We start from the raw sequence: 17,331 nt of genomic DNA, 5'->3' as shown, positions 1-17,331 counted from the left end.
CGCCATGTGAATCGTCATTGTGCCGGCGCGGGCGTTTTTGCCGCCAACTGTGTAATGGCAACCCCCAGGATCAAGACGGCCAATCCGCCGAGGCGGACCAGGTTGACCGGTTTCACAGCGGCGCCGAACAGGCCGAAATGGTCGATTGCGGTGCTGGTCACGATCTGGGCTGCAACGATGAACAGGATGGTGTTGCCGACCCCGAAGCGTGGGGTGAGTACGGCGACGCTGAGGCCATAAAAGGCGATAATCAGGCCGCCGGTGAACAGCCACGGCGGCAATTTCGGCAAGGTGGCCAGGCCTTGCGTCCCGGTCGCCAGCAGGACGGCGGCCGAGGCGACGAGGCCGACCACGAACAGGACGAACACGGCCAGGACGGGGCTGCCCGTCGCGCGGGCCAGCGATCCGCTGATGGCGGCCATGACGGGAATAAGGGCTCCGGCGGCAAAGGCCCAGATTGCATATCCGGCGTTCATCTCATTGCCCCTTCTTGCGAAGTTCGCGCACGGTCTCGCCGGCGACGCCCCAGTTGTCGAGTTCGACCTCGTCGATAACCACGAAGGTCGTCGCCGGGTTCTTGCCGAGCACCTCGACCAGCAGGTCAGTGGCGCCCTTGATCAGCGCGGCCTTCTGCTCGGGCGTGGCGCCTTCGCGGGTAATCCTGATATTGACATAGGGCATGAACAGCACCTCCGTTGTGACGCTCCCCAGATAGGTCCTGGACTTACCTTTGTAAATCAAGTTACTATTAGTAACTAAATTAATCCGGTTACCTGCCAGTAAGTCGTGTGTCGTGATGGTTCTGAAACTGAGAAAAAACAAAGCCGAAGCCCTGCCGCCCCTGTGTGCGGTCGGCGAATGCATGGCGCTTTTGGGTGGGGCCTGGACACCCAATGTCGTCTGGTATCTGAGCGCGGGCGCGCGCCGGTTCGGTGAGCTCAAGGCCGATATGGTGCCGGTTTCGGCCAAGGTGTTGAGCGCGCGGTTGAAGGATCTGGAAGACAAGGGCGTGGTGACGCGGTGTGTTATGCCGACCTCGCCGCCGTCGGTCGAATATGCCCTGACCGAATTGGGGGCGGAACTGGTTCCGGCCCTCAAGGCCATTGTCAGCGTCGGCCAGCGTCTCAAGGCCCGTCGAGCCGAAGCGGCGTGACAGGCGGTTAACCCATAATTTTGCCTAAATGATGCCGTTGAGTGACCTCGGGGCTTTCACAAGGTTTCACGCGACAGAGCCGTTTTCAGCGGTTATAAACGCGCGTGGGCGGTATGGGGCCGTGCACGTGTACGGCCGGGAGTAAGGATTTCATGGCGAAGGGAATGGCCCCGGCTGGGGGGAAAAAATCAGGTGGCCGGCGATCACCTTTGCAGGCGGTCTTCTATTGGGCGACGATCGGCCTGATCTGGATCGCCATTTTCGGCATCGCCTTCCTGGCTGTCATGGCCATCGACCTGCCCGATACTTCCAACCTGTATCAGACCAACCGCCAGCCTTCGGTGACCTATCTCGACCGCTCGGGCGCGCTGATTTCGGTGCGCGGATCGCAATATGCTCCGCCGGTCGATGTCGATAAGCTGCCCGATTACGTGCCCCTGGCCTTCGTCGCCATCGAAGACCGCCGCTTCTTCCAGCACCCGGGTTTCGACCCGGTCGGTATTACCCGCGCCCTGGTCCGCAATATGACCAAGAAGAAGGGCGCCAACCTGGCCGGTGGTTCGACCATCACCCAGCAGCTGGCGCGCAACCTGTTCCTGTCGGCCGACCAGAACCTGAAGCGCAAGGTCCAGGAATTGATGCTGTCGATGTGGCTGGAGTACAAGTTCACCAAGAAGGAAATCCTGGGCCTGTACCTCAACCGCGTCTATTTCGGCGCCGGCGCCTATGGCATCGAGGCCGCGTCCCAGCGCTATTTCAACAAGGCCGCCAAGGACCTGACCATCGCCGAAGCCGCCACCCTGGCCGGTATGATGAAAGGGCCGTCGTCCTATTCGCCGCTGTCGGATACGGAACGTTCCGCCAAGCGCACCATGATCGTGCTCAATGAAATGGTCGACGCCAAGGTCATCACCCCGGAACAACGTGCCGAGGCCCTGTCCAAGAAGATCAGCGTCTCCAAGACCCTGGCCAATGCCCATGCCCAGTACTTCGTTGACTATCTCGATGGCCAGGTCCGCGGCTATATCGATCCGAAGAATACCGAGGACCTGATCGTCGAAACCACCCTGGACCTGCCGATCCAGACCGACGCCGAACGCGCCATCCAGGCCATCATGGCCCGCGACGCCAAGAAGGGCGTCCAGCAGGCGGCCCTGGTCTCGGTCGACGGCAATGGCCGCATCGTCGCCATGATCGGCGGCGTCTCCTATGCCGACTCGCAGTTCAACCGCGCCGTCGACGCCCATCGCCAGGCGGGTTCGTCGTTCAAGCCGTTCGTCTATCTGACCGCCATGGAAAAGGGCTATCAGCCGACCACGCCGGTGGTTGACGAGCCCTACAGCATCGGTGACTGGGCGCCGGAAAACTACACCAAGAAGTATCTCGGCCTGATCGACCTGCAATACGCCCTGGCCGAGTCGGTCAATACGGTGGCGGCGCGCCTGGCCAACGATGTCGGTCGTGGCGACGTGGCTGCGACCGCCCGCCGGCTGGGCCTGACGTCCAAGCTGAACACCGACCCGGCCATGGCGCTGGGGACCGCCGACGTGACCCCGGTCGAGATGGCCCAGGCCTATGTGCCCTTCGCCAATGGCGGCATCCGTGCCGATGCCTACGGCATTGTCCGTATACGGACGAAATCCGGCAAGGTGCTGTATCAGTACAAGGCCGAGAACCGCGCGCGGGTGATCAATAACCCGCCGCTGCAGAACATGAACCAGATGATGCGCGGTGTTCTGACCCGCGGTACCGGTACGGGCGCCCAGATCGCGGGTTACGATCTGGCCGGCAAGACCGGCACGACCAGCGATTATCGTGACGCCTGGTTTGCCGGCTATACAGGCAACTTCGTGACGGTGGTGTGGGTCGGTCGTGACGACAACACTTCGATGAAGGGCAAGGTCACGGGCGGCGGTACGCCGGCGGCGATCTGGAAGACCTATATGTCGAGTGCGCTGAAGCGGATTCAGGTGACGGCGATTCCGGCCGGCCCGGCGCCGCAGACTGATTTCGGTCAGGTGGCCGAGGATGCCCTGAAGAGCCTGTTGGGCACCCAGGCGGGCAATGTCTCGACTTCCGTGGCGCCGCCTGTCGCCAATGACAATGTTCCGCCGATCGTGACCATGGATCCGATCCCCAATCCGGAAGAGAAACCGAAGAAGGACAAGACGGACGAGACGCTGGACGAGATCTTCTCCGAAGCCCAGAAGCAGAACCAGAACTAAGTGAAAAACCCTCCGGTCCGCCGGAGGGTTTTTTCAAACCTTACTGATACTTGAACAGGTTCTGGCCTTCGGTTTTCAGCCAGTTCCGCGCCGGGCGGTAGTCGCCGCCGTAAAGTCCGGTCACCTCGGCCCAGAAACGGGGGCTGTGGTCCGGGTGGCGCAGGTGGGCGACCTCATGCGCGCACAGATAAGACAGCACCGAAGGCGGTGCCAGGATCACCCGCCACGAATAGCGGATCGCCTTGCGTGCTGGCGTACATGATCCCCAGCGGCCCTTGGCGTCGAACAGGGATGACTTCACACCGGTAAAGCCCAGCTTCAGGGCATAGGCATCGGTTTCCTTGGTCAGGGCCTTCAGCGCCTGTTGCCGCAGCCACCGTTCGATGCGGCGAGCATAGGTGGCTTCGTCGCCGCTGGTGATCAGTTGGCCATCGACCAGGCGCGGCGAAATCACGCCGGCCTTTTCGGCCAGGATCACCGACAGACCGGCGATGGTCAGGACCTGGCCCGGGGTGAAGCGCTCGGCCTGGACGCATTTGTCGAGCTGTTTGACGATCCAGTCGTGCTGGGTGCGGGTAAAGGCCACAGCATCGGCCAGCTTGCCCGGTTTGCCCGCCGTGGCCACGACATTGCCCATCCGGTCGATGCGCACCTTTACGCCGCGGGCGCGCGGATTAACCGCCAGCTTTACGCGGTAGGCGCCGAAATCGACCGTGTCGCCGTCCCTATAGGACGGTTTAAGCAAGGCGATCATGTTTGGCGATGAAGTCGCGGATGCGCGGATAGATCTCTTCGCGGAAGCGGCGGCCGTTGAAGACGCCGTAGTGGCCGGCGCCCTTCTGGACATAGAGTTCCTTGCGGTCTTCCGGAATGTTCGGGCACATGCCGTGGGCGGCCTGGGTCTGGCCGACGCCGGAAATGTCGTCCTTTTCGCCTTCGACCGTCATCAGGGCGATATCGGTAATGGCGCCGCAGTCAACCTTGCGGCCGTTGTGGACCAGTTCGCCCTTGGGCAGGGCGAATTTCTGGAAGACCAGGTTGATGGTCTGGAGGTAGAATTCCTCGGTCAGGTCCAGGACCGACAGATATTCGTCGTAGAATTCCAGGTGCTTATTGGTGCCGTCACCGTCATTGGCGACCAGGGAGTTGAAATATTCCCAGTGGGCGTCGGTGTGGCGCGCCTCATTCATGCTCATGAAACTGTAAAGCTGGACGAAGCCCGGATAAACGCGGCGGCCGACGCCGGGATAGGGCGGCGGCACGGTGTGGACCATGTTCGAGCGGAACCAGGTAAAGGGCTTTTCCTGGGCCAGGTTGTTGGTCACGGTCGGATTGAAGCGGGCGTCGATCGGCGAGCCCATGAAGGTCATGGAGGCCGGGCGGTTGGGATCCTTGTCCTCCGACATCAGGCAGGCCGCGGCCAGGACCGGCGGGCCCGGCTGGCATACCGCCACGACGTGGCAGCGCGCGCCGATGGCCTTCAGCATCTCGCGGATATGGTCGATATAGGAGTGGAAGTCGAAGCGGCCCTCCAGCACCGGCACCTGGCGGGCATTGGCCCAGTCGGTGACGTAAACGTCGTGATCGAGCAGGAATTCCTGGACCGTTCCGCGCAGCAGGGTGGCGTAGTGCCCCGACAGGGGCGCCACGATCAGCACGGCCGGACCGGTGGTCTTCTTCTTGGCGCGGCGCAGGTCCGACGGGTCACGCTGGAAGCGCAGCAGGCGGCACCACGGGCTGTCCCAGTCCTCAATGATCGAAACGCGGACGGGGTGGCCATTGATCTCGACGCTGTCCAGGTGCCATTCGGGCTTGCCGTATCGGCGGGTGACATTGCTGAACAGTTCGGCGGAGGCGTAAAGCGTGCGCCCCAGGGCCGTATCGGCAGCCGGATTGAACTTCGACCCCCAGAAGTCGCGCGTCAGCTGGGCCATGGCCCGCAGCGGAGAGGCGGCGTAATAGGCGTACTCGTGCAGAGAATAGAGCATTTTGGTCGTTGAACTCGGTTACCGGTACCAACACAGGTACATCAGTATGGTAAAGCGTCAATTGATTACGATCGGATCAATGACAATGTGATGTAAAATTCTGTTGCATCTTCTGGGCCAGCCGCGCCAGGGACGGTGACATGTCGCCGAGATGGCGAAACGGCACGCAGGCGGTCGGCAGTTCGGGCTCGCCGGCGCGGGCCGTGGGCCTTAGCAGGTAGCGAAAATCGATATGCCAGTGATCGGATTCGGCCTTTTTGGCGTTGGCCGGCACGAACAGGCAGTCGATATCGTAGGGCAGGGTGTCGTCCTGCATCAGGTCACAGATATAGCCGGTTTCCTCGCGGGCTTCGCGCAGGGCGGCGGTCAGGATGTTCTCGCCCGGGTCGACATGGCCGCCGGGCTGCAGCCACTGTTTCAGATGGGGATGCCAGATGGTCAGCAGGCCGTCGCCTTGCGGGATCAGGACCGAGGCGGTGACGTGGGCCGGGGTGCTGGACCGGGCCATCATGTCGGGCGCCTGGAGCAGAAGGTCGCGGCTGCGCTGGGCCATGGCGGCCTCGGCGGGATAGCGGCGGGCATAGGCTTCGAGAACGTCGATAGGGGTCATTTTTGCGCCTCTATCCTCCACCGCTTGCGGGGGAGGTGCTGAGCAAGCAAGCCCTCTTGGGCGAAGCGCGTCGAAGCGGAGGGGGCGTTACGAGCTCCGAGCTCTTGGCTCCCCCTCCGTCTCGACTTGCTACGCCTTCGGCTTCGCTCGCTCGACACCTCCCCCGCTTGCGGGGGAGGATAAGAAAGAAGTGATTCCGTTCCACCGAAACCTGCCTTAGATTCGTGAGTCTGTCACGGAGATGTCCATGCACCGGATCGCCCTTTTCGCCCTCGCCCTGTTGTTTGCCGCGCCCGCCCAGGCCGAACCCGGAAAATGGTCGCTGGCCATCCATGGCGGCGCCGGGGTGATCGACCGCGGTGACCTGACGACGGAGAAGGAAGGTTTGTACCGGCAGGGGTTGAACGAGGCTCTGGCGGCGGGGCAGGCGGTGCTGGAAAAGGGCGGTTCGGCGGTCGATGCTGTCGAAGCGACCGTGAAGGTGCTGGAGGACAATCCTCTATTCAATGCCGGGCGCGGGGCGGTGTTTGCGGCGGACGGAAAGAACTATCTCGATGCCTCGATCATGGATGGCGCGACCTTAAAGGCTGGCGCGGTGGCCAGCCTGACGACGACCAAGCATCCGGTATCGGCGGCGCGGGTGGTGATGGATAAGTCTCGGCATGTGTTGTTGACGGGTCAGGGCGCCGATCAGTTCGCGGGCGAGCAGGGTCTGGAGCAGGTCGATCCGTCCTATTTCCGCACCGAGGCGCGGTGGGAGGCCTATTTGAAGTGGAAGGCGTCGCAGGGGCTGTCGGGTGTCGATGATACGCACAAGTATGGCACGGTGGGGGCTGTGGCGCTGGATCAGGGCGGGCATTTGGCGGCGGCGACCTCGACGGGCGGTTTGACCGGCAAGATGTGGGGGCGGATCGGTGATTCGCCGCTGATCGGATCGGGGACGATCGCCATCGATGGTCAGTGCGCTGTGTCGGGGACCGGGACGGGAGAGTATTTCATCCGCCAGAACGCTGCGCGCCAGGTGTGCGATCGGGTGCACTGGAACGATGAGGGGATTCAGTCGGCGGCGGATGCGACCATTGCAGAGATCGGAAAGATCGGCGGCGATGGTGGGTTGATTAGTATGGATAAGGACGGGAAGGTGGCGTTCGCGCTGAATGTGTCGGGGATGTATCGCGGAACTTTGTCGTCGGAAACGGCTGCGAAAACAGCGATTTATGCCGATGAGAAGTAGGGGGCGCAGTCAAAATCCCTTCTCTAGCCCGGAGACATAGGTGACAATCGCGTCTACCCATACCCCTCCACCGCTTCGCGGTTCCCCTCCCCACAAGTGGGGAGGAGGGAGCTTGAAAAACCCGTATGCGATAGCCTGGCGCTTGCGGGAGAGGTAAAATTTTACGCTGTGATGTCCAGTACGGTGCCGGTCTCCGCCACGCCCTGCTTCAGGTCGCGTTCCATGTCCTTCATCTCTTTGAGAAGCTCCTTCAGCTCCTTGTCCATGGCCTCGAAGACCTTGTCCATGTCCTTGTCGGGCTTTTGAGACGCCTTCTGGAGGCGCGCTGGTTGAAGCATCTTCTCTTCGATATAGGACAATATCCCCTTCAGTTCCTTCAGGAATTTCAGGCCGTCCTGGCCAATCTCCCGGCGAACGGCGCCGACCAGTTCCTCATGCGTCACCGTGCCCTTGGGCTCTTCGGTAGCTGTCGGTGCTGCCGAAGTGGTCTCCGTCGCCGCTTCGGCTGAGTCAGCGGTCGCCTCGGTCTCGGCGTCTGCCTTGTCGGCTTCGGCCTCGCCCTCCTTGGTTTCCGTACCGGGGGGCGTCACAGCCGTATCGGCCGGCGGCGGCACGATCGCCGCTGACGCAGAGACACTTAGGTCCATCTGGCCCTTGGTCGCTTCCTTGAATTCTTTAAGCGCGGCTTTCAGGTCCTTGAACACCTGGGTCAGGGCGCGCGCCATCTCCTTGGGGTTGCCCGAAAAGAGCTTCCTCAGGATCTTCAGGTGTTCCATCAGTTTTTCGAGCTTGGCGCGGACGCGGTTCTTGCGCTCGGTGTGGGCCTTCATCTGCTCGTTGTCGAAGACCTTGCCGACCTTGGCCTGCAGTTCTTTCTGGTGGTCGTCGGCCTTTTTGAGCGCGAAGTATTTTTCGTTCGACATGCCGCGCGCCAGGGGCGCCATGGTGACATTGGCGGCCGGATTCGGCGCATCCTCAAACGCCGGCTTGGTGCGCCGGGGCTGGTAGGCGCTTATGATAAAGCCCTGGTCGATGTACATGCATTTCGCCTTCTGCGAATGGATGAGGCCAGTGTCGCACGGATGAGCTTAATACGGCGTTACAGATACAAAAACGCCCGCTTCGTCGAAGCGGGCGTTGTCGTGCGGACTGACGTCCAGATCAGTGCAGCTTGGCCTTGTCGGCCGACTTTTTCTTGGCGGCCCGGGCCATCATGTTCAGCCCCTCCACCAGGGCCGAGAAGGCCATGGCGGCGTAGATATAGCCCTTGGGGACGTGGACGCCGAAGCCGTCGGCGATCAAAACCGTTCCGATCATCAGCAGGAAACCCAGGGCCAGCATGACCACGGTCGGGTTCTTTTCGATGAAGTTGGCCAGCGGGTCGGAGGCCAGCAGCATCACCAGGACGGCGACGATGACGGCGACCATCATCACCGGCACATGGTCGGTCATGCCGACCGCGGTCAGGATCGAATCGACCGAAAAGACCAGGTCCAGCAGGATGATCTGGACGATGGCGGCCCCGGCATTGTTGATGACCGCGTTCTTGGCGTCCATCACGTCGTGGGTCGGCGCGGTATCGACCGTATGGTGGATCTCTTTGGTGGCCTTCCAAACCAGGAACAGGCCGCCGGCGATCAGGATCAGGTCGCGCCATGAGAAGGCGGTCTCGAACAGCGGTTCGCCGTGTTCGCCTGCCGGGCCGACGAAGCCGAGATCGAACACCGGCGCGGTCAGGGCGACGATGAAGCCGATCAGCGACAACAGGGCCAGGCGCATGATCAGCGCCAGGCCGATACCGATTCGGCGGGTACGTTGGCGGTCCTTTTCCGGCAGCTTGTTCGACAGGATGGAGATGAAGACCAGGTTGTCGATCCCCAGCACCACCTCCATGACGATGAGGGTGACGAGCGCCGCCCAGACGGCGGGATCGGAGAAGAGTGCGAGGATGGAGTCCATCTATGGGTTCCCTGAATTGACAGCCTTTGTTCTTACATATGCGAACTGGCTTAGTTCTCAAGGTGCGCGACGCCAAGTTATTCCGTTTCACAATCGGGTTATTTTGTCGCACCCCGCGCGTCGCCGATTCTTCATAATGCCGGTTCTTCGTCGGTTGCGGTGCGGAAATCCCTATGCTAAGGAGCCCGCGGCCCGAGGCTGGGGAGGCGCTGAAGCTGCGCCCGTGTTCCTGTGCCCGCCCGTTTTTTAAACCATACGTGGACCTGATGAACGATCAATATCGAGAAACAGAAGCCGGTGACCGCTACGCCCGCGCGGCCTTTGGCCTGGCCCTTGAAACCAAGGTGCTGGACAAGGTCAATGGCGACATCGCCACGCTGAAGGAACTGCTGCTGTCCTCGGCCGAATTGCGCAATTTCGTGACGTCGCTGGTCTACAAGTCGGACGTCAAGCTGGCCGGCCTTCTGGCCGTGACCAAGTCCGCCAAGCTCAACACCCTGACCACCAACCTGCTGGGTGTCCTGGCCGCCAATGGCCGCCTGAACCAGCTGTTCCCGGTGATCAACGCCTTCAACAAGCTGTATGCCGCCCATACCGGCGTCGTCACCGCCGATGTGACCTCCGCGGTCGCCCTTACCGATGCGCAGCTGGACAGCCTCAAAACCACTCTGGCCCAGACCCTGGGTCAATCCGCCGAGATCAACACCCGTGTCGATCCGGCCCTCCTGGGCGGGCTGAAAGTCCGCGTGGGCTCGCGTCTCTTCGACGCATCGCTGAAGACCAAACTCGACTCCCTCAAATTCGCCCTTAAGAGAGCGTAACATCCATGGCTATCAACGCTGCCGAAATCTCGGCCATCCTCAAGCAACAAATCGCCGGTTTCGGCCAGGAAGCCGATGTCTCGGACGTCGGTCAGGTCCTGTCGGTCGGCGACGGTATCGCCCGCGTCTACGGCCTCGACAAGGTCCAGGCCGGTGAAATGGTGCTGTTCCCCAAGGCCGGCGTTAAGGGCATGGCCCTGAACCTGGAAAAGGACAATGTCGGTATCGTTATCTTCGGTGAAGACCGTGAGATCTCGGAAGGCGACGAAGTCCGCCGCCTGGGCGAAATCGTGGACGTGCCGGTCGGCAAGGGCCTGCTGGGCCGCGTCGTCAACCCGCTGGGCGAGCCGATCGACGGCAAGGGCCCGATCGTTTCCACGGAACGCCGCCGCGTCGACGTCAAGGCGCCGGGCATCATTCCGCGCAAGTCGGTGCACGAGCCCGTGCAGACCGGCATCAAGGCCATCGATACCCTGATCCCCGTCGGCCGTGGCCAGCGCGAGCTGATCATCGGTGACCGTCAGACCGGCAAGACCGCCGTCGCCATCGACGCCATCCTGAACCAGAAGTCGGTCAATGCCGGCGACGACGAAAAGGCCAAGCTGTACTGCATCTACGTCGCCATCGGCCAGAAGCGTTCGACCGTCGCCCAGATCGTCAAGGCCCTGGAAGAAAACGGCGCGCTGGACTACACCATCATCGTCTCGGCCACCGCTTCGGAACCCGCCCCGCTGCAGTTCCTGGCACCGTTCGCCGGCTGCGCCATGGGCGAATATTTCCGCGACAACGGCATGCACGCCCTGATCATCTATGACGATCTGTCCAAGCAGGCCGTCGCCTACCGCCAGATGTCGCTGCTGCTGCGCCGTCCGCCGGGCCGCGAAGCCTATCCGGGCGACGTCTTCTACCTGCACTCCCGCCTGCTGGAACGCGCCGCGAAGTTGAACGAAGACAATGGTTCCGGCTCGCTGACCGCCCTGCCGGTCATCGAAACCCAGGCCAACGACGTGTCGGCCTACATCCCGACCAACGTGATCTCGATCACCGACGGCCAGATCTTCCTCGAAACCGACCTGTTCTTCCAGGGCATCCGCCCGGCCGTGAACGTCGGCCTGTCGGTGTCGCGCGTCGGCTCGTCGGCCCAGATCAAGGCCATGAAGCAGGTTGCCGGCGCCATCAAGGGCGACCTGGCCCAGTATCGCGAAATGGCCGCCTTCGCCAAGTTCGGTTCGGACCTGGACGCCGCCACCCAGCGCCTGCTGGCCCGCGGTGCCCGCCTGACCGAGCTGCTGAAGCAGCCGCAATATTCGCCGCTGAAGGTCGAAGAGCAGGTCGCGGTGATCTATGCCGGTACCCGCGGTTACCTGGACAAGGTCGCCGTCGGTGACGTCCGCCGCTATGAAAAGGACCTGCTGTCCCTGCTGCGCACCCGTCACACCGACCTGCTGAGCGCCATCCGCGACCAGAAGGCGCTGTCGGCCGAGCTGGAAGACAAGCTCAAGACGGTCGTCACCGACTTCACCGCCAGCTTCGCCTGAGCCTAGGAAAGAGATAAATCCTCCATGGCTAGCTTGAAGGACATGCGCAATCAGATCGGAAGCGTGAAAGCCACGCAGAAGATCACGAAAGCGATGCAGATGGTGGCGGCGGCGAAACTGCGCAAAGCGCAGGATTCGGCTGAAAACGCCCGTCCCTATGCCCAGAAGATGGCGGCGGTCATTGCCAACCTGGCACGTGGCATCACCGGCGACAGTGCGCCGGCCATGCTGGTCGGCACCGGCTCGGAACACAACCAACTGGTCGTGGTCGCCACCGGTGACCGCGGTCTGGCCGGCGGTTTTAACACCGCCATCGTCCGTGCCGCCCGCGACTACATCGCCGCCCAGCTGAAGGCGGGCCGCAATGTCCGCATCATCACCATCGGCCGCAAGGCCCGCGACCAGCTGAAGCGCCAGTATGCCGACCGCATCGTCGAGTCCTACGAGGCCGGCAACAAGGCGCCGAACATGGACGCCGTGAAGCCGATTTCGGAAAAGATTGTAGGCGAATTCGAACTTGGTCGCGCTGATGTCGTCACCCTGTTTTACTCGCGCTTCCAGTCGGTCATCAGCCAGGTTCCGACCGCCAAGCGCCTGATCCCGGCCGATATCGACCTCAGCGCCGCTCAGGAAACCGGCGGCGCCGTCTATGAGTACGAGCCCTCCGAGGAGGAAATCCTCGAGGTCCTGCTGCCGCGCAACCTGTCGGTTCAGATCCTGTCGTCGATGCTGGAAAACAATGCCGGCTTCTATGCCGCCCAGATGAGCGCCATGGACAACGCCACGCGCAACGCCGGCGAAATGATCAACGCGCTTACGCTCAAATACAACCGTTCACGTCAGGCCCAGATTACCAAGGAGTTGATCGAAATCATCTCCGGTGCCGAAGCCCTGTAAGGAAACCCAATGTCCGCTCCGCAAAAAATCTCCGTGGCCACGGGCCGCATTTCCCAGATCATCGGCGCCGTCGTCGACGTCGAGTTCGATGGCGCCCTGCCTTCGATCCTGAACGCGCTGGAAACCACCAACACCGCTTCCGGCACGCGTCTGGTCCTGGAAGTCGCCCAGCACCTGGGTGAAAACACCGTCCGCACCATCGCCATGGACGCCACCGAAGGTTTGGTCCGCGGCCAGGCCGTGAAGGACCTGGGTTCGCCGATCACCGTTCCGGTTGGTCCGGCCACCCTGGGCCGCATCATGAACGTCATCGGTGAGCCGATCGACGAAGCCGGTCCGATCGAAACCGAATTCTTCAACCCGATCCACGCCGACGCTCCGGCCTTCGCCGACCAGGCGACCTCGGCCGAGCTGCTGGTCACCGGCATCAAGGTCATCGACCTGATCTGCCCGTACGCCAAGGGCGGCAAGATCGGCCTGTTCGGCGGCGCCGGCGTCGGCAAGACCGTCACCATCCAGGAACTGATCAACAACATCGCCAAGGCCTATGGCGGCTATTCGGTGTTCGCCGGCGTCGGTGAACGTACCCGCGAAGGCAACGACCTGTATCACGAAATGATCGAGTCGAACGTGAACCAAAAGGGCGGTGGCGGCACCTCGCGCTGTACCCTGGTTTACGGCCAGATGAACGAGCCTCCCGGCGCCCGCGCCCGCGTCGCCCTGACCGGCCTGGCCCAGGCCGAATATTTCCGCGACGTCGAAGGCAAGGACGTTCTGTTCTTCGTCGACAACATCTTCCGCTTTACCCAGGCGGGTTCGGAAGTGTCGGCTCTGCTGGGCCGTATTCCTTCGGCCGTGGGTTACCAGCCGACCCTGGCCACCGAAATGGGCCGTCTGCAGGAACGCATCACCTCGACCAACAAGGGTTCGATCACCTCGGTTCAGGCCGTGTACGTCCCGGCCGACGACCTGACCGACCCGGCGCCCGCCAACTCCTTCGCCCACCTGGACGCCACGACCGTTCTGTCGCGCTCGATCGCCGAACAGGGCATATACCCGGCCGTGGACCCGCTGGACTCGACCTCGCGGATCCTCGACCCGCGCGTCGTCGGCCAGGAGCACTACGACACGGCGACCCGCGTCCAGGAAATCCTGCAGCAGTACAAGGCGCTGAAGGACATCATCGCCATCCTGGGCATGGACGAACTGTCGGAAGAAGACAAGTCGACCGTCGCCCGCGCCCGCAAGATCCAGCGCTTCATGTCGCAGCCCTTCCACGTCGCCGAAATCTTCACCGGCACGCCGGGCGTGCTGATGTCGATCGAAGACACCATCAAGGGCTTCAAGGGCATCGCCAACGGTGACTACGACCACCTGCCGGAAGCCGCCTTCTACATGGTCGGCACCATCGAGGACGCCATCGCCAAGGCTGAACGCCTGGCGGGCGAAGGCAAGTAATGGCCGAGAAACTGCACGTATCGCTGGTAACGCCGGAAGCCAAGCTGTTCGAAGGCGAAGTCGACCAGGTGGTGGCGCCTGGCTCCGAAGGTGAATTCGGCGTCCTGGCCAACCACGCGCCCTTCATGACCACCCTGTCCGAAGGTCCGGTGGTCATCCTGGACGGCACGAGCAAGCGCGTCTTCCAGGTGCGCGGCGGCTTTGCCGACGTCAGCGAAGACGGCATGACCATCCTGGCTGAATCGGCCGAGGAATATGTCGAAACGGTTCACTAAGCGCCGGTTTGACGATGAGATGAGAAAGCCCTCCGGTTCGGTCCGGAGGGCTTTTTGATGAGTTAAAGCACACTCGACAGGAACGTCCGTGTGTCCTCGAACAGCGTGCCTTTCTTGCGGAACGGTACCGAATAGACCGCTGCTGTGTCCTGATGGCTCAGGCCGTCGTACAGTTTCAGGGTTACGTCGGTGCCGGCGTCGCGAAGCTTCTTGTCGAGATTGACCGCATTGTGCGTGCCGACCACCTTGTCGGCGCGGCTTTGCAGCAGCAGGAATTTCGTCGCGACCTTGCGGGCGTAGGTGATGGGTTGGGTCTCTTCAGGCTTTGCCCATTTACCGAACGCGTTGATCGAGGCCGGCACATCGAACGGATAGAAGTCGTAGGGTCCGGCGATGCCAACACAGGCCTTGACTGTGCTCTCAGGCAAGTAGCGCGGATCCAGCGCCATCATGACTGCCGCATAGCCGCCGGCCGATTGTCCGATCGTGCCCAACCGCGCGCTGTCGCCGCCATAGTCGGCGGCATGGGCCAGGATGTGTTTCACCGCCGCGGCGTTGTCTTCGAGGAAGACGGGATACAGAAATTCCGGGACCAGGCGGTAGTCGGGAACGGCGACGACATAGCCTATCGAGGCCAGGGCGTATCCCATCCAGGCGTAGTCGTCTTTCGAGCCGCTGTTCCACCCGCCGCCGTAGAAGAACACCAGAACCGGAAGGTTCGTTTTGCCGGCTGGGGCGTAGACATCGTAGCGTTGGCGCGGGTCGTCACCGAAGGCAACGTCGTGCGCGACACGCCGAACGCCGCTGTCCTTTGGCGTGAAGCGGTTGAACAGGCTCAAGGTATTGCACCCAGCCAGGAAGGCGCCCAGGCCGACGGCAAGAAAACTGCGTTTGGTCAAACTCATCCTCGAAGACTGCCACTGACACTGATGCTGGACCGCGCCGTCGGCGGCTTCGGTTTCAATGTGATGCCCTTCAGCGCGATGAGCAAGGCCTCCCAGTGAATTCCCAGAACGACCTTGAGCGTGACCAGCGGCATGACGAAGAACAGCCGCAGCAGGTTGCGGTCGTTCAAGGTCTGGCGCGGGGCGACAAAGGACGCGAACAGCATGTCGCGTTCGCCCTGGCGCAGGTTGATCTTCAGGGCGAAACGTTCCCCGGGTGCGATCAGATCGAAGTCGTAGGCCATGTCCTTCATGTCCATGAAAGGTGAGACATGCAGGCGCTTGTCGCTGTGCTGGCGGATCGGGCCGTCGCCGTGGACCGGCAGGACATAGGAGTGACGGTCGCCGAAAGTGTTGTTGACCTCATAGACGACGGTTGTCACCCGGCCGTCGCGGACGGCGAAATAGAGGCTGATCGGGTTGAAGGCAAAGCCCAGGACGCGCGGCATAGCCATCAGGTAAAGCTGATCGCCATCATGATAAAGACCGTGGTCGGTCAGCAGGGTCCGCATGCGAACATTCAGGGGCGCATCACGGCTGCCGGCCTGGTCGGGTCCGTGGTCGCGATCATAAAAGCCGAACAGATTGAAGCGGTTACGCGACATCAGCCGCGGCAAACCATCCAGATGATCGAGGTCGAGCAGGACCTGGAAGATATGGTAGCGCAGACGGTGGACCTTCGGTGCGAAACGCTGGTGCACGACTTCGCCGGCATAAAGGCAGGGCGTCATTCAGCGGCCTCCAGAACCTCCGGGGAGGCCCACGGATTGTAGCGAATGCGGCTCTTGCTCCAGTCGAAGTCCCACGGACGGGCGACGCCGGTGATGGCCTCGGCCACGGCCAGGCCCGACTGCAGGCCGTCTTCGTGGAAACCCGAGCCGAAATAGGCGCCGCAGAACCAAGTCCGATTGACGCCTTGCAAGGCTGGCAGATCGTTCTGGGCGGCGATAGCAGCGGCGTTGAACAGCGGATGCTCGAAGACGATGCGCTTAATGGTTTTGGCTGGATCCACGGCGTGGGTCGGGTTCAGGGTGACGAAGTAGTTCCGGTCGGTCTTCAGCACCTGAAGCAGGTTCATCCAGTAAGTGACGCACAGCTGCTGTTCGTCGCCGGCGCCGCGTTCACCGCGGTAGTTCCAGGCTGACCAGGCATCCTTGCGGTTGGGCATGAAGCTGGCGTCAGTGTGCAGCACGACTTCGTTCTGGGTATAGGGAAAGGCGCCCAGGGTGCGCTGTTCGTCGGCCGTGGCGTCGCTGAGGATTTTCAGGGTGACGTCGGCGTGGGTGGCGAAGACGACGTCATCGAAGATGTGCGTCGCGCCATGGGCATCGGTCAGGACCACGCCGTGGGCGCTGCGCTGGGCGGCGATGATGGCGCTATTGGTGCGGATGCGGTCGTGGAAGGGGGCGATCAGCTTTTGCAGGTAGGCCTGGGCGCCGCCGACGACGCTGCGCCACAGGATGCGGTCGGTGATCTTTAGCAGGCCGTGGTTTTCGAAGAAGGCGATAAAGGCGCGGAAGGGATAGTCCATGATCTGGCGCGCCGAGGTCGACCAGATGGCGGCCGCCTGGGGCAGCAGGTGATCGTCGATAAAGGCACGGCCATAGTTGCGGTCGCGCAGGTAATCGCCCAGGCGGTAGCCTTCGCGGGTAAGGGCGGCGAGGTCCTTGGGGGCTTCGCGGTAGAATCGGACGACGTCGACCAGGAGGCTCAGGAAGCGCGGGCGGAACAGGTTGCGGCGTTGGGCGAACAGGCCTTTGAAGCCGATCGAACCGTATTCCAGCGAACCGGCGTCGACGCTGACGCCGAACGACATGTCCGTAAGTTGATGGTCGACCTTAAGGTGGTCGAACAGGGCGACCAGGTTGGGGTAGCAGGGCTCATTGAAGACGATAAAGCCCATATCGACCCATAGGGGCTGATCGTCGGTGCCGGCATTGACCGAATGGCTGTGGCCGCCGGGCCGGTCGCTGCTCTCGAAAACTGTGATGTCGCAGTGGGGGTGCAGGTGCCAGGCGGCGGACAGGCCGGCAATTCCCGAACCGACCACGGCGACGCGGCGGCGCCCGGCAGGACGGCGCAAGGCGGACGTGCTATCGATCAGATCATGCATGGGGAACCTCAACGGCCGTAAACATAAAGAACTTACGCGGTTGCGTTGGGGATGGATCACAGAGGGGCCGGCAAAAATTTACGCTCGCGGAATGATCCACAGCCGCCAGCCCGCCG

At 62.3% G+C, this 17,331-nt stretch carries 18 protein-coding genes; 8 read left to right on the top strand and 10 right to left on the bottom strand.

Annotated elements, in window-relative coordinates:
• Positions 1-14 precede the first annotated feature (14 nt).
• Together ABAC460_RS46420 and ABAC460_RS46415 are read right to left on the bottom strand one after the other, a co-directional pair.
• Positions 15-476, bottom strand: a complete 462-nt coding sequence (locus ABAC460_RS46420; RefSeq protein ID WP_023455740.1) for a DMT family transporter — start codon at positions 474-476, stop codon at positions 15-17.
• Between the two features lies 1 nt (position 477).
• A complete protein-coding gene (locus tag ABAC460_RS46415; protein WP_023455739.1) occupies positions 478-681 on the bottom strand; it encodes a tautomerase family protein in 204 nt (67 codons plus the stop codon).
• 115 nt (positions 682-796) lie between these two features.
• On the opposite strand from ABAC460_RS46415, the gene ABAC460_RS46410 reads away from it, so the two are divergent.
• On the top strand, positions 797-1,153 hold the full coding sequence (locus ABAC460_RS46410; protein WP_023455738.1) for a winged helix-turn-helix transcriptional regulator: 357 nt from the start codon (positions 797-799) through the stop codon (positions 1,151-1,153).
• A 152-nt stretch (positions 1,154-1,305) separates the two neighbouring features.
• On the top strand, positions 1,306-3,378 hold the full coding sequence (locus ABAC460_RS46405) for a transglycosylase domain-containing protein (protein WP_035426550.1): 2,073 nt from the start codon (positions 1,306-1,308) through the stop codon (positions 3,376-3,378).
• A 40-nt stretch (positions 3,379-3,418) separates the two neighbouring features.
• On the opposite strand, the gene ABAC460_RS46400 is transcribed toward ABAC460_RS46405, so the two are convergent.
• The 3 genes from ABAC460_RS46400 to ABAC460_RS46390 all read right to left on the bottom strand — a co-directional run bounded on the left by ABAC460_RS46400 (position 3,419) and on the right by ABAC460_RS46390 (position 5,976).
• Positions 3,419-4,132 (bottom strand): M48 family metallopeptidase, encoded by a 714-nt coding sequence (locus ABAC460_RS46400; protein WP_023455736.1) that lies wholly within the window; start codon positions 4,130-4,132, stop codon positions 3,419-3,421.
• Positions 4,116-5,366 carry a polyhydroxyalkanoate depolymerase gene (locus tag ABAC460_RS46395; RefSeq protein ID WP_023455735.1) on the bottom strand — a complete coding sequence of 417 codons (1,251 nt, stop codon included), beginning with the start codon at positions 5,364-5,366 and terminating at the stop codon, positions 4,116-4,118. The genes ABAC460_RS46400 and ABAC460_RS46395 overlap by 17 nt, the downstream gene beginning before the upstream one ends.
• Positions 5,367-5,442: 76 nt before the next feature.
• Complete coding sequence (locus tag ABAC460_RS46390; protein WP_023455734.1) at positions 5,443-5,976, bottom strand: NUDIX hydrolase; 534 nt, start codon at positions 5,974-5,976, stop codon at positions 5,443-5,445.
• A gap of 247 nt (positions 5,977-6,223) precedes the next feature.
• Here ABAC460_RS46390 and ABAC460_RS46385 point away from each other — a divergent pair, with 247 nt between their 5' ends.
• The gene (locus ABAC460_RS46385; protein WP_023455733.1) at positions 6,224-7,210 is read left to right on the top strand and encodes an isoaspartyl peptidase/L-asparaginase family protein; all 987 of its coding nucleotides are present in this window, start codon (positions 6,224-6,226) and stop codon (positions 7,208-7,210) included.
• Positions 7,211-7,371: 161 nt separating this feature from the next.
• Here ABAC460_RS46385 and ABAC460_RS46380 read toward each other — a convergent pair whose 3' ends face one another.
• Both ABAC460_RS46380 and ABAC460_RS46375 read right to left on the bottom strand, forming a co-directional pair.
• Positions 7,372-8,250, bottom strand: a complete 879-nt coding sequence (locus ABAC460_RS46380) for a hypothetical protein (RefSeq protein ID WP_023455732.1) — start codon at positions 8,248-8,250, stop codon at positions 7,372-7,374.
• A 121-nt stretch (positions 8,251-8,371) separates the two neighbouring features.
• A complete protein-coding gene (locus ABAC460_RS46375) occupies positions 8,372-9,169 on the bottom strand; it encodes a TerC family protein (RefSeq protein WP_023455731.1) in 798 nt (265 codons plus the stop codon).
• 266 nt (positions 9,170-9,435) lie between these two features.
• Between ABAC460_RS46375 and ABAC460_RS46370 the strand changes: the two genes are divergently transcribed.
• The 5 genes from ABAC460_RS46370 to ABAC460_RS46350 are packed head-to-tail and all read left to right on the top strand — an operon-like array spanning position 9,436 to position 14,158.
• Complete coding sequence (locus tag ABAC460_RS46370) at positions 9,436-9,990, top strand: F0F1 ATP synthase subunit delta (RefSeq protein ID WP_023455730.1); 555 nt, start codon at positions 9,436-9,438, stop codon at positions 9,988-9,990.
• Between the two features lie 5 nt (positions 9,991-9,995).
• Positions 9,996-11,528: a F0F1 ATP synthase subunit alpha gene (gene atpA / locus ABAC460_RS46365; RefSeq protein ID WP_023455729.1), complete on the top strand. Its 1,533-nt coding sequence runs from the start codon at positions 9,996-9,998 to the stop codon at positions 11,526-11,528.
• Positions 11,529-11,552: 24 nt separating this feature from the next.
• Positions 11,553-12,425 (top strand): F0F1 ATP synthase subunit gamma, encoded by an 873-nt coding sequence (locus ABAC460_RS46360; protein WP_031237514.1) that lies wholly within the window; start codon positions 11,553-11,555, stop codon positions 12,423-12,425.
• Positions 12,426-12,434: 9 nt separating this feature from the next.
• Positions 12,435-13,883 carry a F0F1 ATP synthase subunit beta gene (atpD, locus tag ABAC460_RS46355; RefSeq protein ID WP_023455727.1) on the top strand — a complete coding sequence of 483 codons (1,449 nt, stop codon included), beginning with the start codon at positions 12,435-12,437 and terminating at the stop codon, positions 13,881-13,883.
• The gene (locus ABAC460_RS46350) at positions 13,883-14,158 is read left to right on the top strand and encodes an ATP synthase F1 subunit epsilon (protein ID WP_023455726.1); all 276 of its coding nucleotides are present in this window, start codon (positions 13,883-13,885) and stop codon (positions 14,156-14,158) included. The genes atpD and ABAC460_RS46350 overlap by 1 nt, the downstream gene beginning before the upstream one ends.
• A 62-nt stretch (positions 14,159-14,220) precedes the next feature.
• Here ABAC460_RS46350 and ABAC460_RS46345 read toward each other — a convergent pair whose 3' ends face one another.
• The 3 genes from ABAC460_RS46345 to ABAC460_RS46335 are packed head-to-tail and all read right to left on the bottom strand — an operon-like array spanning position 14,221 to position 17,215.
• Positions 14,221-15,063: an alpha/beta hydrolase gene (locus tag ABAC460_RS46345; protein WP_023455725.1), complete on the bottom strand. Its 843-nt coding sequence runs from the start codon at positions 15,061-15,063 to the stop codon at positions 14,221-14,223.
• Positions 15,060-15,833 carry a DUF1365 domain-containing protein gene (locus ABAC460_RS46340; RefSeq protein ID WP_023455724.1) on the bottom strand — a complete coding sequence of 258 codons (774 nt, stop codon included), beginning with the start codon at positions 15,831-15,833 and terminating at the stop codon, positions 15,060-15,062. The genes ABAC460_RS46345 and ABAC460_RS46340 overlap by 4 nt, the downstream gene beginning before the upstream one ends.
• Positions 15,830-17,215, bottom strand: a complete 1,386-nt coding sequence (locus tag ABAC460_RS46335; protein WP_023455723.1) for an NAD(P)/FAD-dependent oxidoreductase — start codon at positions 17,213-17,215, stop codon at positions 15,830-15,832. The genes ABAC460_RS46340 and ABAC460_RS46335 overlap by 4 nt, the downstream gene beginning before the upstream one ends.
• Positions 17,216-17,331 lie beyond the last annotated feature (116 nt).

Source organism: Asticcacaulis sp. AC460, assembly GCF_000495795.1.
GTDB lineage: Bacteria > Pseudomonadota > Alphaproteobacteria > Caulobacterales > Caulobacteraceae > Asticcacaulis.
Note: the sequence above shows the minus strand (reverse complement) of the source record. Positions and strands in the feature narration are given on the sequence as shown.

Bases quoted from the DNA above. Each gene is read 5' to 3' on its own strand.
- ABAC460_RS46420 (WP_023455740.1), bottom strand. From the start codon at position 476: ATGAACGCCGGATATGCAATCTGGGCCTTTGCCGCCGGAGCCCTTATT.
- ABAC460_RS46415 (WP_023455739.1), bottom strand. From the start codon at position 681: ATGCCCTATGTCAATATCAGGATTACCCGCGAAGGCGCCACGCCCGAG.
- ABAC460_RS46410 (WP_023455738.1), top strand. From the start codon at position 797: ATGGTTCTGAAACTGAGAAAAAACAAAGCCGAAGCCCTGCCGCCCCTG.
- ABAC460_RS46405 (WP_035426550.1), top strand. From the start codon at position 1,306: ATGGCGAAGGGAATGGCCCCGGCTGGGGGGAAAAAATCAGGTGGCCGG.
- ABAC460_RS46400 (WP_023455736.1), bottom strand. From the start codon at position 4,132: ATGATCGCCTTGCTTAAACCGTCCTATAGGGACGGCGACACGGTCGAT.
- ABAC460_RS46395 (WP_023455735.1), bottom strand. From the start codon at position 5,366: ATGCTCTATTCTCTGCACGAGTACGCCTATTACGCCGCCTCTCCGCTG.
- ABAC460_RS46390 (WP_023455734.1), bottom strand. From the start codon at position 5,976: ATGACCCCTATCGACGTTCTCGAAGCCTATGCCCGCCGCTATCCCGCC.
- ABAC460_RS46385 (WP_023455733.1), top strand. From the start codon at position 6,224: ATGCACCGGATCGCCCTTTTCGCCCTCGCCCTGTTGTTTGCCGCGCCC.
- ABAC460_RS46380 (WP_023455732.1), bottom strand. From the start codon at position 8,250: ATGTACATCGACCAGGGCTTTATCATAAGCGCCTACCAGCCCCGGCGC.
- ABAC460_RS46375 (WP_023455731.1), bottom strand. From the start codon at position 9,169: ATGGACTCCATCCTCGCACTCTTCTCCGATCCCGCCGTCTGGGCGGCG.
- ABAC460_RS46370 (WP_023455730.1), top strand. From the start codon at position 9,436: ATGAACGATCAATATCGAGAAACAGAAGCCGGTGACCGCTACGCCCGC.
- atpA (WP_023455729.1), top strand. From the start codon at position 9,996: ATGGCTATCAACGCTGCCGAAATCTCGGCCATCCTCAAGCAACAAATC.
- ABAC460_RS46360 (WP_031237514.1), top strand. From the start codon at position 11,553: ATGGCTAGCTTGAAGGACATGCGCAATCAGATCGGAAGCGTGAAAGCC.
- atpD (WP_023455727.1), top strand. From the start codon at position 12,435: ATGTCCGCTCCGCAAAAAATCTCCGTGGCCACGGGCCGCATTTCCCAG.
- ABAC460_RS46350 (WP_023455726.1), top strand. From the start codon at position 13,883: ATGGCCGAGAAACTGCACGTATCGCTGGTAACGCCGGAAGCCAAGCTG.
- ABAC460_RS46345 (WP_023455725.1), bottom strand. From the start codon at position 15,063: ATGAGTTTGACCAAACGCAGTTTTCTTGCCGTCGGCCTGGGCGCCTTC.
- ABAC460_RS46340 (WP_023455724.1), bottom strand. From the start codon at position 15,833: ATGACGCCCTGCCTTTATGCCGGCGAAGTCGTGCACCAGCGTTTCGCA.
- ABAC460_RS46335 (WP_023455723.1), bottom strand. From the start codon at position 17,215: ATGCATGATCTGATCGATAGCACGTCCGCCTTGCGCCGTCCTGCCGGG.